Source organism: Pseudomonas alloputida, from assembly GCF_021283545.2.
GTDB classification, from domain to species: Bacteria; Pseudomonadota; Gammaproteobacteria; order Pseudomonadales; family Pseudomonadaceae; genus Aquipseudomonas; species Aquipseudomonas alloputida.
In genome coordinates, this window is sequence record NZ_CP128540.1 from 2,080,332 (window position 1) to 2,094,558 (window position 14,227).

Sequence of the window (14,227 nt, forward strand, 5' to 3'; positions counted from 1 at the left end):
CAATCCCGTCGAACCGCCTTGTGGGCCGTATAGACACGAGGCGCCTCCTGGGGTGGAAGGAGCGCGCCCCGAAGGCCCTTGCCAGGGCCCCTGATTAGCGGGAGCGAGGCCATCATGCCCTTGGGAAAAAGACCCTGTCAAATGTTTTGTAGTGCTTTTTTGTCCTTACTACATCTTTGGTCTAATGCGACTTGGCAGTCAGTTTCAAGGCCTTTGGTCGAAGCCTTGAATTGCCTGGGATCAGTCGACAAGGTCGACTTTGACCCGCAATGTCATGTTTTCACCCCGTTGGGTGCTGTACGTGTGGTTTGACGCGCTGCGGTCGGCTTGGCTCTGCTGGTTGAACCCCGCCAGGGTGATCCACTCGCCGAGCTTACCCGTGACTGTCGTGTCGGTACTTTGTACTTTCACTACATCTGCACGTTCGTGGCTGATGCGGTCATTATTGCTGCTTATTTGCAGACGAACCGTTTCGCCGCTCAGGCTCGGGGTTACGTAGAAGCCTTGGGTCACGTTGCGGTATTCGGTGTTGCTTTGAATGCGCCCATAGCCGTCTGTGCTGGTGCTGGTAATGGGGATGCTCTGGCCCACCTGGATCAGTGCCGGTTGCCCTTCGCTGGCTTGTACCTGTTGCATGCCGCCGTCGCGGTTGCTGGTGCCGTAGTGAATGACGCGTGCGTTGCCGCGGTTGTCCTGGAAGTTGCTGTCGTTGTTGTCGACGCTGATCAGCAGGCGCTTGGGCGCGGTGTCCAGCTGTTGCAGCAGGGCGCGCAGGTCGTCGATGCGCTCGGGGCTGGCGTTGACGATCAGTTTGTTCTCGAAGGCGCTGACCGTGCCGTCCTTGCCGATGAAGGCCTGCAGGGCGGGCAGCAGTTCGGCGCTGCTGCGATGCTGAAGTGGCACCACCTCGGTGGCGGCATGGGCGGTGAGGCTGGCGACCAGCAACAGGGAGGTGAAAAGGGGGCGTAGCGGCATGTCCATGATCTCCGCAGGTGGAATCAACATGATGGCAAATTTGCTGACTTTTTGCCGGATCTGGATCACGCCGGCACTGTTGCGGACGGTCGTATTATCCTGGTTTATCTTGTAGGCTATAAATTATAGTAGGCAAGATAATTGAGGTTAATTGCATGTCTCCCGTTCGCCCGCTCCTACGCCGTAATCAGTTGGCCACCGCACTGGCCCAAGACCTGGCCGGCGAGTCGTTGGTCGATTACAGCTCGGGCATGTTCCTGGCCGCGCCCCGGCGTACGGGCAAGAGCACCTTCCTCAACAACGACTTCATACCGGAATGCGTACAGCGCGGCTGGCTACCGGTTTACGTCGACCTGTGGTCGGATCGCGACGCCGCCCCTGCGCAGCTCATCAGCGGCGCCATCGGTACTGCGCTGGCCAGATTCGAAGGTGCGCTGGCCAGGACCGCGAAAAAGGCCGGTATCGACAAGATCAACCTGCTGCGCACCCTGAGCTGGGATTTCACCCGCCCGCAACTGCCTGCGGGGACTACCCTGGCCCAGGCGCTTGCCGTGTTGCATCAAGTATCAGGGCAGTTGGTAGTACTGATCATCGACGAGGCTCAGCACGCCCTTAACAGCGAAGATGGCCTTAATGCGATGTTCGCGCTGAAAGCCGCGCGTGACCACCTTAACCGTGGCGACCGTCCGGACGGCTTGCGCCTGGTGTTCACGGGCTCTAGTCGCGACAAGCTGGCCAACCTGGTACTCAAGAGCAAGCAGCCATTCTTTGGTGCCAGCATCACGCCATTTCCGTTGCTGGGGCGTGAATATGTCGAATTCATCACCGCCTTGTGGAACCGTCGCCTGGCCGACAGTAACCAGTTCAAGGTAGAGGACCTGGCATACGCGTTCGAATTGGTCGGCCGGCGCCCGGAAATGCTCAACAAACTGTTGGCCGAAGTTAGCGTCGGCCTGGGTGAGGCGGGCAACCTGGGTGAACTGCTGCGCAATGGGGCGCTGAACCATCAAGCTGGGGTGTGGAGTGACTACGAAAGCGCTTGGAACGAACTTACGCCGTTGCAGCAGGCCGTGCTAGAGGTCATGGCCGAGCGCACGCTGGGCCGGCAGCCGTTTTCCCCGTTTACCGAGCAAACCCTGGTTGAGGTCAGCCGCAAGCTGGAGCAGGCCCAGGCGGTAGCCAACGTCAACACGGCAAACGTACAGAAGGCCCTTGATGCCCTGCGCGACAAGGAGCTGGTATGGAAGGCCAATCGTGGCGAGTACGCGTTGGAGGATACTGCCATGGCCGAATGGCTCGCCCGCGACCAGGCAGTCGCCGGCCACAGGTGAACCTTTGAGGTGCCCCGTAAGTCGCACTCACAGGGAGCGCGTGGGGTGATTGCATGAAGGGTGTCCTGATCTTGCTGTTATGGCTTTGCAGTCTTGGAGCACAGGCTGCAGCAGACACGCTGCGCATCAAGCAGCTGCAGCGTTGCGGCGACTTGTTCAGCGATAGCCAGCAGCGATGGTGCCTGTGTGCCGAAGGGCTCCGGGCAAATCTGCCAACGGTATGGCTCGGCGGTACGCGGCTGTCAGAAGCCGATATCGAGCGCCAAGGTGACCGGCTAACGCTGAAACTGGCGAGACAAGCCCAGCGCAGCGCCCCGCTCTGGCTGGCCGATGGCGGCCGCACCAGCAACCCGGTATGGCTGACCCGCCAGCGCAGTCATGTGATCGCCGCAGGGCCTGATGAAGTGGCGAAGAACATGGATGGCCTGACCACTTATGTCGATCTGGTCAGCTTGTTGATCGAAGAAAAATACGACGGCCTCGGCGAGGCCCGGCGCATCGCCGGTAAATACGGCGCCCAGGTTGTCGGTGCCATACCGCCGCTGAATGTCTACCAGCTGCGCTTGCCGGTAGAGGACCTGGTGCAGCGCGATGCGATGGTCCTGCGCATGGGTAGTGAAGTCAGCGTGGATGCCGTGATTGTCGAAGAATCCGCCCCCGAGCGCGGGGAGGAGGGCAATGGGCGCGGAACCCGGGCCATCGACCAGGCGGACGAATGGGCCGCCAACCGCTTCATGGACGCGCTGTATTTCTACCGGCGCCGGATTGCCGCCTCAGGCTTGCCGGTGAAGCCCGTGCGGGTCGGGGTAATCGAGCGCGAAGTGGACTTTGACGCCCCGGGGTTCAGCCATTATCGAGGGGGCTGCGAACAAGGCCAGACATGCCTCTACGCTCGCGACGGTAACCGCCCGGCAAGCCACGGCAGCCATGTCGCAGGCATTCTCGCTGCGCAGGGTGAGGGCTTTTTGCCGGGGCTGGGCAAGCACAGCCCTGGCTTCGAGGTGATGGTAGAGCGCAACTCGGATGCCGGTATCACCGCCAACATCGCTGCCTCGGTGAACCTGGTCGAAGATGGCGTGCGGGTGCTGAACTGGAGCTGGGGCATTCACCGGGTCGGCGCGCGCGATGTCAACGGTGATGAGGTTGATTCGCTGGTGCGTTCCGGGCTGGCAATGAGTGGCTACGAGGAGTTGCTTGAGGAGTTCTTCCTCTGGCTGCGCAAGGAGCACCCTGATGTGGTGGTGGTGAATTCGGCGGGCAATGGTGCGTCCTGGTCGGGGACCGATGAATATCGCCTGCCTTCGTCATTCATCACCGAACAATTGCTGGTGGTGGGCGGGCATCAGCGCAGTGGCAAGGCTACGGCAGTTGAGGCCCACGATCATGTGCGCAAGCGTCACAGTTCCAATATCGACATGCGCGTGGATGTCAGTGCTGCTGCCTGCATACGCCCCGTGTCTGCCGAGGCTGCGCATTGCGGCACGTCGTACGCAACACCCTTGGTGACTGCCACTGTGGCGACGATGCTGTCGATCAACCCGGCACTTACCCCGGAACAGGTGCGCATGTTGTTGCGGCGCAGTGCCTTGACCCTGGGCGCCGAACAGGATTTCGAAGCGATGGATGCCGAAGACCTGACGGCGCCGATCCTGCCCTCAGAGCGTGGTGGCCGCCTGAACGACCCGGACCTGGGCCGTTCGGCGCGCCTGGACATGCAGCGTGCGCTGGACCTGGCCGTGCAGAGCCTGGAACGGGTGCGTTGAGCGGTGGCCGCTGTCAGACAAATTCCGTAACATCGCGCCTCTCGTTTTTCTAACGTCCGTCAGGACTGCACCACAGGAAGCCCATGAAGCCCGCCCGACTACGCGCCGACCTGCTCGCCGGCCTCACCACCTCGTTCGCCTTGGTCCCCGAGTGCATCGCCTTTGCCCTGGTGGCCCACCTCAACCCGCTGATGGGCCTGTATGGCGCGTTCATCATTTGTACCCTGACGGCGCTGTTCGGCGGGCGGCCGGGGATGATCTCCGGCGCTGCCGGCTCGATGGCGGTGGTGATCGTCGCCTTGGTGGTGCAGCACGGCGTGCAGTACCTGCTGGCCACGGTGCTGCTGGGCGGTGTGGTGATGATCCTGTTCGGCCTGCTGCGTCTGGGCAAACTGGTGCGCCTGGTGCCATACCCGGTCATGCTTGGCTTCGTGAACGGCCTGGCCATCGTCATCGCCATGGCTCAGCTGGAGCATTTCAAGGACGGCGAACACTGGCTCAGTGGCACGCCGCTGTACCTGATGATCGGCCTGGTGGCGCTGACCATGGCGGTGGTTTATGTGCTGCCGAAACTGACCCGCGCGGTGCCGCCGGCCTTGGTGGCGATCCTCGGTGTTGGCCTGGTGGTGTACGTGCTCGGGCTGCCTACCCGCACCCTGGGCGACATGGCGCACATCGCCGGTGGCCTGCCGGGGCTGGCGCTGCCGGATGTGCCTTGGAATCTGGAAACCCTGAAGATCATCGCCCCCTACGCGGTGCTGATGGCCATGGTCGGCCTGCTGGAAACCCTGCTCACCCTCAACCTGACCGACGAAATCACCGAGAGCCGTGGCTTCCCGGACCGCGAGTGTGTGGCATTGGGCGCTGCGAACATGGTGTCGGGCCTGTGCGGCGGCATGGGCGGCTGCGCGATGATCGGGCAGACGGTGATCAACCTCAGCTCCAATGGCCGGGGGCGGTTGTCGGGGGTGGTGGCCGGGGTGATGATTCTGCTGTTCGTGCTGTTCCTGTCGCCGCTGATCGAGCGTATTCCACTGGCGGCGCTGGTCGGAGTGATGTTCGTGGTGGCCCAGCAGACCTTTGCCTGGGCGTCGTTGCGGGTGTTGCACAAGGTGCCGGTGAATGATGTGCTGGCGATCGTTGCGGTGACTGTGGTCACGGTGCTGACCGACCTGGCCATGGCGGTGCTGTTCGGTATCATCATCGCGGCGCTCAACTTTGCCTGGCAGCATGCGCGGGAGCTGTATGCCGACACCCATGAGGACGCGGAGGGCGGCAAGTGTTATCAACTGCATGGCACGCTGTTCTTTGCCTCGACCACCTCGTTCCTCAACCAGTTCGACACGGCCGGGGACCCGGCCCAGGTCACGCTGGATTGCCAGCATTTGAGCTTTGTCGATTATTCGGCCGTTGCGGCGCTGAAAACCCTGCGCGAGCGCTATGCCAAGGCGGGCAAGCATTTGCGCGTGGTGCATTTGTCGGAGCGGTGCAAGAAGCTGTTGAAGCGGGCGGGCGAGCAGCATTGAAAACTGTTGCGGTCTGTGCCGGCCTCTTCGCGGGTAAACCCGCTCCTACAGGGGGGCGCACAATGTTTGGGCCTGCGGCCATCCTGTAGGAGCGGGTTTACCCGCGAAGAGGCCGGCACAGGAGAACCGCTTACTCCCCGCGGCTCTTCTTGACGATGCCATCGGCAATGCTCGCCGGGGCCTCGGCATAGCGGGTGAACTCCATCGAGAAGCTGGCCCGGCCCTGGGTCATCGAGCGCATCGAGGTGGCGTAGCCGAACATTTCACCCAACGGCACTTCGGCACGTATCACCTTGCCAGCCGGTGTTTCATCACCGTCCTGGATCATGCCGCGACGTCGGCTCAAGTCGCCGAGGATGTCGCCCTGATATTCCTCCGGCGTCACCACCTCTACCTTCATCACCGGCTCCAGCAACACTGCGCCGCCTTTCTGCGACAACTGCTTGGTGGCCATTGACGCGGCGATCTTGTAGGCCATCTCGTTTGAGTCGACATCGTGGTACGAGCCGTCGAACACGGCGGCCTTGAGGTTGATCAGTGGGTAGCCGGCAAGCACGCCGTTCTTCATTTGCTCCTCGATACCCTTCTGGATGGCCGGGATGTACTCGCGGGGTACCACGCCGCCGACGATCTCATTGATGAACTCCAGGCCTTCTTTGCCTTCATCACCGGGGGCGAAACGGATCCAGCAATGGCCGTATTGGCCACGGCCACCGGACTGGCGCACGAAACGCCCCTCGATCTCGCAGGTATTGCGGATTTTTTCCCGGTAGGCCACCTGCGGCTTGCCGATGTTGGCCTCGACGTTGAACTCGCGGCGCATGCGGTCGACGATGATGTCCAGGTGCAGCTCGCCCATGCCCGAGATGATGGTCTGGCCAGTCTCTTCATCGGTACGCACGCGGAATGAGGGGTCTTCCTGGGCCAGCTTGCCCAGCGCGATGCCCATTTTTTCCTGGTCGGCCTTGGTTTTCGGCTCTACTGCGACGGAAATCACCGGGTCGGGGAAGTCCATGCGTTCGAGAATGATCGGTTTGTCCATGTCGCACAGGGTGTCGCCGGTGGTCACGTCCTTCATGCCGATCAGTGCGGCGATATCGCCGGCACACACGTCCTTGATTTCGGCACGCTGGTTGGCATGCATCTGTACCATGCGGCCGATGCGTTCCTTCTTGCCTTTGACCGAGTTGAGTACCGCATTGCCTGAACTGAGCACGCCGGAATAAACGCGGGCGAAGGTGAGGGTGCCGACGAACGGGTCGGTGGCGATCTTGAAAGCCAGTGCCGAGAACGGCTCTTTGTCGTCGGCGTGCCGTTCCAGGTGCTTTTCTTCATCATCCGGGTCGGTGCCGCGGATGGCAGGAATTTCCGACGGGGCGGGCAGGTAGTCGATCACCGCGTCGAGCATCAGCGGCACGCCCTTGTTCTTGAACGATGAGCCGAGGATGGTGGGCACGATTTCGTTGGCAATGGTGCGCTGGCGCAACCCGGCCTTGATCTCTTCGATGCTCAGCTCCTCGCCATCGAGAAACTTCATGGTCAGCTCGTCATTGGCCTCGGCCGCAGCTTCGATCATGTGCGCGCGCCATTCGTCGGCCAGAGCCTTCAGTTCGGCGGGGATTTCTTCTTCGCGGTAGCTGGTGCCCTGGTCGGCATCGTTCCAGTAGATGGCCTTCATCTTCACCAGGTCGATCTGGCCCATGAAGTTTTCTTCGCTGCCGATGGCCAGCTGGATGGGCACCGGGTGGTGCCCCAGACGTTGATCGATCTGCTTGACCACGCGCAGGAAGTCGGCCCCCTGGCGGTCCATCTTGTTGATGTAGGCCAAGCGTGGCACGTGGTACTTGTTGGCCTGGCGCCAGACTGTCTCGGACTGCGGCTCGACGCCGTCCGCGCCGCTGAAAACCACGACCGCGCCATCGAGCACGCGCAATGAGCGCTCCACCTCGATGGTGAAATCGACGTGGCCTGGGGTGTCGATGATGTTGAAACGGTACTTGTGGGCGAACTGCTTGGTCGAGCCTTGCCAGAATGCTGTGGTCGCCGCCGAGGTGATGGTGATGCCGCGTTCCTGCTCCTGGGCCATCCAGTCCATGGTCGCCGCGCCATCGTGCACTTCGCCCATCTTGTGGTTGACCCCGGTGTAGAACAGGATCCGCTCGGTGGTCGTGGTCTTGCCGGCATCCACGTGGGCGACGATGCCGATATTGCGGTACAGCTCGATGGGCGTTGTGCGGGCCATGGCGGACTACCTGTGGGTGGACGGATTCCACCAAGTTAGCAGACCGGTGGAATCCTGCCCTGCCACCGGGCCGTCAGTCGGTCTGGGCTTGCAGCATCCACTGGCCATCCACTTCACGGGCCAGGCCGCTGGCCGGCAGCAAGGCCAGCAGGCGCGTGTGCAGGGCGGCCTCGGTGAAGGTCTTGAGGATGGTCAGGTCCAGCGCACCGACCAGGTTGAGATCAGCCTTGGTGTACGACAGCCAGGCTTTTTTCAACACCTGGGCGACGTCGCTGCCAGCGGTGCTGGCGAACCGGCGGTGCCACTGGCGGCCTTCGAAGGTGAAGTTGTGCGCGTGGCTGTAGGTGCTTTGGTCGGCACCTTCTACGCAGCGGTGGCAGCGGCATGGGCCCTCGCCGAAGGCATTGCGCAGGTAGCTGTTGAAGTCCACGACGGGCTTGAGGGACAGGCGTTTGTCGACTTCGAACAGGTCGGCGATCAGGGGTTCTTCGGCGCTCACTCGGGATCCTCGTGTGGTGTGGCGTGCATCGGCGGGCACCCTAACAGATCGGGGCATTCAGATCACCTGTTGCAGGCCCGGCTCTTCCCAGGCAGACCCGCCCCTCACAGGTGCCCTGCATACCCCAAGCAACATGCGATCGCTGTGGGAGCGGGCGTGCCCGCGAAGAGGCCAGTAGAGACAACAGAGACGGCCTGCCGTACTCTACGCGCCCGTACGCCTATACACCCACCGAGGTAACCCCGTTTGAGCACCAAGTACCCGTACATCGCCACTGTGACCATCAGCGCCGAAGACCGTGGCGGAGATACCGAGGCTTCGGAAAACCCCAAGATGTGCGTGGGCCTGGAAGCGGTGACCGAAACCCTGAAGAAGGTGCATTTCGTCGGTACGCTCGCGGCCCCTGAGAAACCGGCCACGCACATTTGCGTAACCCTGGAGAACGGCCTGACCTATTACGGCCCGATCGTCAACGGCCATGCCGAACTGGAAGGCGGCTGGATCGCCTTCGAGTCCGACATGCTTACCCCGGAAGAACTCGGCCTGTAAGCCTCAGTTCAGTTCTGCCAGGCACTGCTCGAGGATATCCAACCCCTCCTCGAGCACCTCGGCCTCGATAGTCAGCGGTGCCAGCAGGCGAATGATGTGCCGCGCCTTGCCGCTGGGCATCAGCAGCAGGCCCCTGGCTCGGGCGGCCTCCATCACCTTGGCCAGTTGTGCCGGTGCCGGGCTGCCATCGGCATTGGCGAACTCGATCCCTCGCATGGCGCCCACGCCGGTCAGGCGGCCGATGTACGGGCTCAGGCCCGAAGCCTTCCAGCGCTCATAGCGGCTGACGATGGCCTGTTCCTGCCGTTCACCCCAGGTTGCAAGGTTTTCGTCGGTCATCTGCGCCAGGCTGGCCAAGGCCGCCGCACAGGATATCGGGTTGCCCGAATAGGTGCCACCCAGGCCGCCCTTGGGCAGCGCCGCCATCAATTCCTTGCGCCCGACCACTGCACCCAGCGGCATACCGCCAGCGATGCTCTTGGCCAGCAACAGCAGGTCGGACTCGATGCCCAGGCGCGGAAACGCGAAGCGCTGGCCGGTGCGGCCGAAGCCCGACTGGATCTCGTCGATGATGATCAGGATGCCACGCTCGTCGCAGAAGCGGCGCAGGGCCTGGGCGAAGGCCGGGTCCAGGGCAAGGAAGCCGCCTTCACCCTGCACGGGCTCGAAGATGAACGCCGCGACGTCCTCCACCGCCAGCTCGACGCTGAACAGGCGGTCCATGGCCTTGAGCGCTTGCTCGCAGGTAACTCCGGTATCCGCGCTGGGGTAGGGCAGGTGATACACCGGCCCGGGCAGTTCGCCGACCCGCTGCTTGTAGGGGGCGACCTTGCCATTGAGGTTCAGGGTGGCCAGGGTGCGGCCATGGAAGCCGCCGTCGAACGCGATGATGGCGCGTTTGCCGGTGGCGCCACGGGCCACTTTCAGGGCGTTTTCCGCCGCTTCCGCGCCGCTGTTGGTGAGCATGCCGGCCAGTGGGTAGCTGACTGGCACAAACTGGCTCAGTTGCTCCATCAGGGCCAGGTACGGGCCGTGGGGGGCCGCGTTGAAGGCGTAGTGGGTCAGGCGGGTGGCCTGAGCCTGGATGGCCTCGACCACAGCGGGGTTGCAGTGGCCCAGGTTGAGCACGCCGATACCGCCGACGAAGTCGATGTAACGTTTGCCGTCAGTGTCCCAGACTTCGGCATTACGGCCATGGGAAAGTGTGATCGGGTGAACGATGGCAATGGATTGGCTGATACTTTCCTGGTTCATGGGGCACGCGGACCTTGTTCGAGTTTCTTATTATCCAAGCGTGTCGGCGGGTTATTCCGCAAACGAATTATTCGATTGCGATCATTCCATGGATTCGTGATCTAGCCGGTTTTTTGGGTTGGCTGTGCCGGCCTCTTCGCGGGCAAGCCCGCTCCTGCCAGAGGCCGGGGCAGGTCAAATCAATCGCCTTCAGCCACCCGCTCCCGGATCCACTGCACGAAGGCCCTGATCTTGGGCACTTCGGCCGCATGCTCGGCATGCGCGATGAAGTGCCTCCCGTTGCTTGCCACAGGGTGGTCCCAGGCCACCACCAGCTTGCCTTCGCTCAGCTCTTCGGCCACCAGATAGCGGGGAATCAGGGCTATGCCGCAGCCGGAGATGGCCGCGCGGATACACAGGTAGAACGTGTCGAAGCGCGGCCCGTGGTAGCTGTTCTGGCTATGCAACCCAAGCCCCAGGAACCATTCATGCCAGGCCTCCGGCCGCGACACGCATTGCAACAGGCGGTGCTCAGTCAGCGCCTGGGCGCTGTCGAAACGGTGGCTGGCCAGCAGCTGCGGGCTGCACACCGGCACCACTTCTTCGCTGAACAACTCGATGCAGGTCGCCCCGGGCCAGGTGCCCTGGCCGAAGAAAAAGGCGACGTCCGCCTTGGCCTGTACCAGGTCGAATGGCTCCAGCTCGTTGCGCACATCCAGGTGAATGCGTGGGTAGCGGTCACCAAAACCCTTGAGCCGGGGCACCAGCCAGCGGGCGCCGAAGGTCGGCTGGGTGGCGATGCGCAGCACTTCGGTTTCGTCGCCGTAGCTGAGGATGTAGCGGCTGGATATGTCGATCTGGGTGAGGATCTTGTTCACTTCGGTGAGGTACAGCGCGCCGGCCGGGGTCAGGTGCAGGCGCCGGCGAATGCGCTGGAACAGCGAGTGCGAGAGCATGTCCTCAAGCTGCGCGACCTGCTTGCTGACGGCGCTCTGGGTCAGGTGCAGTTCCTGGGCCGCGCGGGTGAAGCTGAGGTGGCGAGCGGCCGCTTCGAAGCACTGAAGGGCGGTGGTCGAAGGCATCAGGCGTTTGGACATGACGGGCGAATACCGAGCAAAAAAGGAAGGAGTTCATTCCATAAAGGAATTATGTGGTTCGAAAAGGTCGTTTGTTGACCCCGGCCTATAGATTAATACTGACCTGGATCAACGATTACAACCGGTCATGCGAAGAGGAGGTCAATACCCGCTTCGGTCCTCTGCAAAACAACAACAACACACATCAGAAATTTATAAGAATTCTGCTCAGACCTTCAGCCGCTTTGCTGCGGCCGACCCATTCGAGGGTTCTTCATGGCTTCGCAAGACAACAAGAAACAGCGCTCACTGCAGCACGGCCTGACTTCCCGTCAGGTTTCCATGATCTCCATTGCCGGCATCATCGGCGCCGGGCTGTTCATCGGGTCCTCCAACGCCATTGCCACCGCCGGCCCGGCCATCCTCATCTCCTACGCCATGACTGGCCTGCTGGTCTTGCTGGTGATGCGCATGCTGGGTGAAATGGCCATCGCAAACCCCAATAGCGGCTCTTTTTCCACCTACGCCTCGGAGGCCATCGGGCCTTGGGCGGGCTTTACCATTGGCTGGTTGTACTGGTGGTTCTGGGTGTTGATCATTCCGGTGGAGGCCATTGCCGGTGCTGACATCCTGCATGCCTACTTCCCTGGCGTGCCGTCCTGGCTGTTCGCTTTCCTGATCATGCTGGTGCTGTCGGGCACCAACCTGGTCAGCGTGAAGAACTTCGGTGCCTTCGAGTACTGGTTCGCGCTGGTCAAGGTGGTCGCGATCATTGGCTTCATCGGGGTCTGCACCTTGGCGGTGTTCGGCTTCTGGCCGCTGGCAGAGGTATCCGGGGTGAGCCGGCTGTGGGACAGCGGTGGTTTCATGCCCAATGGGTTTGGGACGGTGCTTGGGGGCGTGCTGATCACCATCTTCTCGTTCTTCGGTGCCGAAATTGTCACCATCGCGGCTGACGAAACCGCCAACCCGAAAGACAAGATTCGCCGCGCCACCAACCTGGTGGTGTACCGCATCGCCATCTTCTACCTGGCGTCGATCTTCCTGGTGGTGTCGCTGGTGGCCTGGAACGACCCCGGGCTCAAAGCGGTAGGGTCGTTCCAGCGTGTACTGGAAGTGCTGAACGTGCCGGGCGCCAAGTTGCTGGTTGACCTGGTGGTGCTGGTGGCGGTGACAAGTTGCATGAACTCGGGGCTCTACACGGCGTCGCGCATGCTCTATTCGCTGGGCGCGCGTGGTCAGGCGCTGAGCGTGACCAAGCGCATCTCCGGTTCCGGCGTGCCGACCGTGGCAGTGATCTTCTCCACCCTGGCGGGCTTCGCTGGCTGCTTCGTCAACTATGTGTTCCCGGGCAAAGTGTTTGGCTTCCTGCTGTCGACCACCGGCGCCATCGCCTTGCTGGTGTACCTGGTCATCGCCGTGTCGCAACTGCGCATGCGTGCCCGTGCCGAGCGTGAAGGGCGTCCGCTGGAACTGAAGATGTGGCTGTTCCCATGGCTGACCTGGCTGGTGATAGGCACCATCGTCATGGTGCTGGGCTACATGCTGTTCAGCGATGCCTATCGCTACGAAACGCTGATGACTGCCGGGGTGACCGCGTTCATTTTGCTGGTTTCGCTGACCCAGCGGCGTGCGAAGATGGTTGCCCAGACGGCCTGATGTTTCTGCTTTAATGGGGGCGTTGCGCGCCCCCATTCCAACAAGCACAGGAAGCGTATGACTGATCACACACTTTCCCTTCAAGCCCTCGCGGCCCCTGAGGGTACTTGCTATGGCTGCGGCTGTTCCCACCCCAGCGGCCTGCACCTGCAAAGCCACTGGGACGCCGACGGTGTTCACCTGGTGTGCCGTCACTCGCCCGACAGCACCTTCATTGGCTGGCCTGGCCTGGTTTACGGTGGCCTGCTGGCGATGCTGGTTGACTGCCACTCCAACTGGACGGCGATGGCCTACCACTACCGTAACGAAGGCCGAGAACCGGGCAGCCTGCCGCGTATCGACTGCGTTACCGGCACGCTCAACCTGACCTACCTGAAACCTACGCCGATGGGCGTCGAGCTGTTGCTCAAGGCGCGTGTCGAAGGCGAAGTGGGGCGCAAGAGCCGGGTCATCTGCGAAGTCTGGGCAGAGGATGTACTGACTGTGACTGCCGACTCCGTGTTTGTCCGCGTCGATACCGAAAAGCTCAAGCTCAAGGCCCACGGCCAGGCCTGAGCTGCCAACGCTGATGAGTGGTCGGTGATGGTCAGCGGCTGGGAATGTCTCTAGAGTGACAGGTTCATTCCCTTGGCAAGGTTGATCATGACCGAACTCAGTGCTTTCCCCATTACCCGCAAATGGCCCGCCAAACACCCCGAACGCCTGCAGTTGTACTCGTTGCCGACGCCCAACGGGGTGAAGGTGTCGATCATGCTCGAAGAGATTGGCTTGGCTTACGAGGCGCACAAGGTGAGCTTCGACAATGACGACCAATTGAGCCCCGAGTTCATCTCGCTCAGCGCGAACAACAAGATCCCCGCCATCCTCGACCCGAACGGGCCGGGCGGTCAGCCGCTGGCGCTGTTCGAATCGGGGGCGATCTTGCAGTACCTGGCGGAGAAGAGCGGCCAGCTGCTCAGCCAGGACCCCGCCCAGCGCTACCAGACCCTGCAGTGGCTGATGTTCCAGATGGGCGGCATCGGGCCGATGTTCGGCCAGGTCGGGTTCTTCCATTTCTTTGCTGGCAAGGAATATGAAGACAAGCGCCCGCGCGACCGCTATGTCAACGAGTCCAAGCGGCTGCTGGGCGTGCTGGATCGGCATTTGAAAGGTCGGCAGTGGATGGCTGAGGAATACAGCATCGCCGACATCGCCATCTTCCCTTGGGTGCGTAACCTGGTGGAGCGCTACAACGCCCGTGACCTGGTGGGCTTCGACCAGTTCAAGGAAGTGCAGCGCGTGCTGGCGAATTTCCTCGAACGGCCAGCCGTGCAGCGTGGCCTGAAAATCCCGGGCTGATCAACCTGTGTAGGGACAACTGCCTTGTGCAAACGT

At 62.1% G+C, this 14,227-nt stretch carries 12 protein-coding genes; 7 read left to right on the forward strand and 5 right to left on the reverse strand.

Features of this window, described 5'->3' with window-relative positions; all coding sequences use genetic code 11:
• Positions 1–240: 240 nt before the first annotated feature.
• The gene (locus LU682_RS09530) at positions 241–1,005 is read right to left on the reverse strand and encodes a secretin N-terminal domain-containing protein (protein ID WP_172835031.1); all 765 of its coding nucleotides are present in this window, start codon (positions 1,003–1,005) and stop codon (positions 241–243) included.
• Between the two features lie 125 nt (positions 1,006–1,130).
• Here LU682_RS09530 and LU682_RS09535 point away from each other — a divergent pair, with 125 nt between their 5' ends.
• The 3 genes from LU682_RS09535 to LU682_RS09545 all read left to right on the forward strand — a co-directional run bounded on the left by LU682_RS09535 (position 1,131) and on the right by LU682_RS09545 (position 5,595).
• Positions 1,131–2,306: an ATP-binding protein gene (locus LU682_RS09535; protein ID WP_010954895.1), complete on the forward strand. Its 1,176-nt coding sequence runs from the start codon at positions 1,131–1,133 to the stop codon at positions 2,304–2,306.
• A 53-nt stretch (positions 2,307–2,359) separates the two neighbouring features.
• A complete protein-coding gene (locus LU682_RS09540) occupies positions 2,360–4,069 on the forward strand; it encodes a S8/S53 family peptidase (RefSeq protein WP_010954894.1) in 1,710 nt (569 codons plus the stop codon).
• 83 nt (positions 4,070–4,152) lie between these two features.
• Positions 4,153–5,595: a SulP family inorganic anion transporter gene (locus LU682_RS09545; RefSeq protein ID WP_049588236.1), complete on the forward strand. Its 1,443-nt coding sequence runs from the start codon at positions 4,153–4,155 to the stop codon at positions 5,593–5,595.
• Between the two features lie 130 nt (positions 5,596–5,725).
• Here the strand turns inward: LU682_RS09545 and fusA are convergent, their stop codons facing one another.
• Together fusA and LU682_RS09555 are read right to left on the reverse strand one after the other, a co-directional pair.
• The gene (fusA, locus tag LU682_RS09550) at positions 5,726–7,837 is read right to left on the reverse strand and encodes an elongation factor G (RefSeq protein ID WP_010954893.1); all 2,112 of its coding nucleotides are present in this window, start codon (positions 7,835–7,837) and stop codon (positions 5,726–5,728) included.
• A gap of 73 nt (positions 7,838–7,910) precedes the next feature.
• Positions 7,911–8,336 (reverse strand): hypothetical protein, encoded by a 426-nt coding sequence (locus LU682_RS09555; protein ID WP_049588238.1) that lies wholly within the window; start codon positions 8,334–8,336, stop codon positions 7,911–7,913.
• 246 nt (positions 8,337–8,582) lie between these two features.
• Between LU682_RS09555 and LU682_RS09560 the strand changes: the two genes are divergently transcribed.
• Positions 8,583–8,885, forward strand: a complete 303-nt coding sequence (locus tag LU682_RS09560; RefSeq protein WP_010954891.1) for a hypothetical protein — start codon at positions 8,583–8,585, stop codon at positions 8,883–8,885.
• A 3-nt stretch (positions 8,886–8,888) separates the two neighbouring features.
• Here LU682_RS09560 and LU682_RS09565 read toward each other — a convergent pair whose 3' ends face one another.
• Both LU682_RS09565 and gcvA read right to left on the reverse strand, forming a co-directional pair.
• On the reverse strand, positions 8,889–10,139 hold the full coding sequence (locus LU682_RS09565; RefSeq protein ID WP_060489080.1) for a 2-aminoadipate transaminase: 1,251 nt from the start codon (positions 10,137–10,139) through the stop codon (positions 8,889–8,891).
• Between the two features lie 179 nt (positions 10,140–10,318).
• Positions 10,319–11,215: a transcriptional regulator GcvA gene (gene gcvA / locus LU682_RS09570; RefSeq protein WP_003251398.1), complete on the reverse strand. Its 897-nt coding sequence runs from the start codon at positions 11,213–11,215 to the stop codon at positions 10,319–10,321.
• 255 nt (positions 11,216–11,470) lie between these two features.
• Between gcvA and LU682_RS09575 the strand changes: the two genes are divergently transcribed.
• The 3 genes from LU682_RS09575 (at position 11,471) to LU682_RS09585 (ending at position 14,191) form a co-directional block, all read left to right on the forward strand.
• Positions 11,471–12,853 (forward strand): amino acid permease, encoded by a 1,383-nt coding sequence (locus LU682_RS09575; RefSeq protein WP_010954889.1) that lies wholly within the window; start codon positions 11,471–11,473, stop codon positions 12,851–12,853.
• Positions 12,854–12,910: 57 nt separating this feature from the next.
• Entirely contained in the window at positions 12,911–13,408 is a 498-nt protein-coding gene (locus LU682_RS09580; protein WP_003251394.1) for a PaaI family thioesterase, read from the forward strand.
• 87 nt (positions 13,409–13,495) lie between these two features.
• On the forward strand, positions 13,496–14,191 hold the full coding sequence (locus tag LU682_RS09585; RefSeq protein WP_010954888.1) for a glutathione S-transferase N-terminal domain-containing protein: 696 nt from the start codon (positions 13,496–13,498) through the stop codon (positions 14,189–14,191).
• Positions 14,192–14,227 lie beyond the last annotated feature (36 nt).

Coding starts and splice junctions, on each gene's coding strand:
- LU682_RS09530 (WP_172835031.1), bottom strand. CDS start 1,005: ATGTTGATTCCACCTGCGGAGATCATGGACATGCCGCTACGCCCCCTT.
- LU682_RS09535 (WP_010954895.1), top strand. CDS start 1,131: ATGTCTCCCGTTCGCCCGCTCCTACGCCGTAATCAGTTGGCCACCGCA.
- LU682_RS09540 (WP_010954894.1), top strand. CDS start 2,360: ATGAAGGGTGTCCTGATCTTGCTGTTATGGCTTTGCAGTCTTGGAGCA.
- LU682_RS09545 (WP_049588236.1), top strand. CDS start 4,153: ATGAAGCCCGCCCGACTACGCGCCGACCTGCTCGCCGGCCTCACCACC.
- fusA (WP_010954893.1), bottom strand. CDS start 7,837: ATGGCCCGCACAACGCCCATCGAGCTGTACCGCAATATCGGCATCGTC.
- LU682_RS09565 (WP_060489080.1), bottom strand. CDS start 10,139: ATGAACCAGGAAAGTATCAGCCAATCCATTGCCATCGTTCACCCGATC.
- gcvA (WP_003251398.1), bottom strand. CDS start 11,215: ATGTCCAAACGCCTGATGCCTTCGACCACCGCCCTTCAGTGCTTCGAA.
- LU682_RS09575 (WP_010954889.1), top strand. CDS start 11,471: ATGGCTTCGCAAGACAACAAGAAACAGCGCTCACTGCAGCACGGCCTG.
- LU682_RS09580 (WP_003251394.1), top strand. CDS start 12,911: ATGACTGATCACACACTTTCCCTTCAAGCCCTCGCGGCCCCTGAGGGT.
- LU682_RS09585 (WP_010954888.1), top strand. CDS start 13,496: ATGACCGAACTCAGTGCTTTCCCCATTACCCGCAAATGGCCCGCCAAA.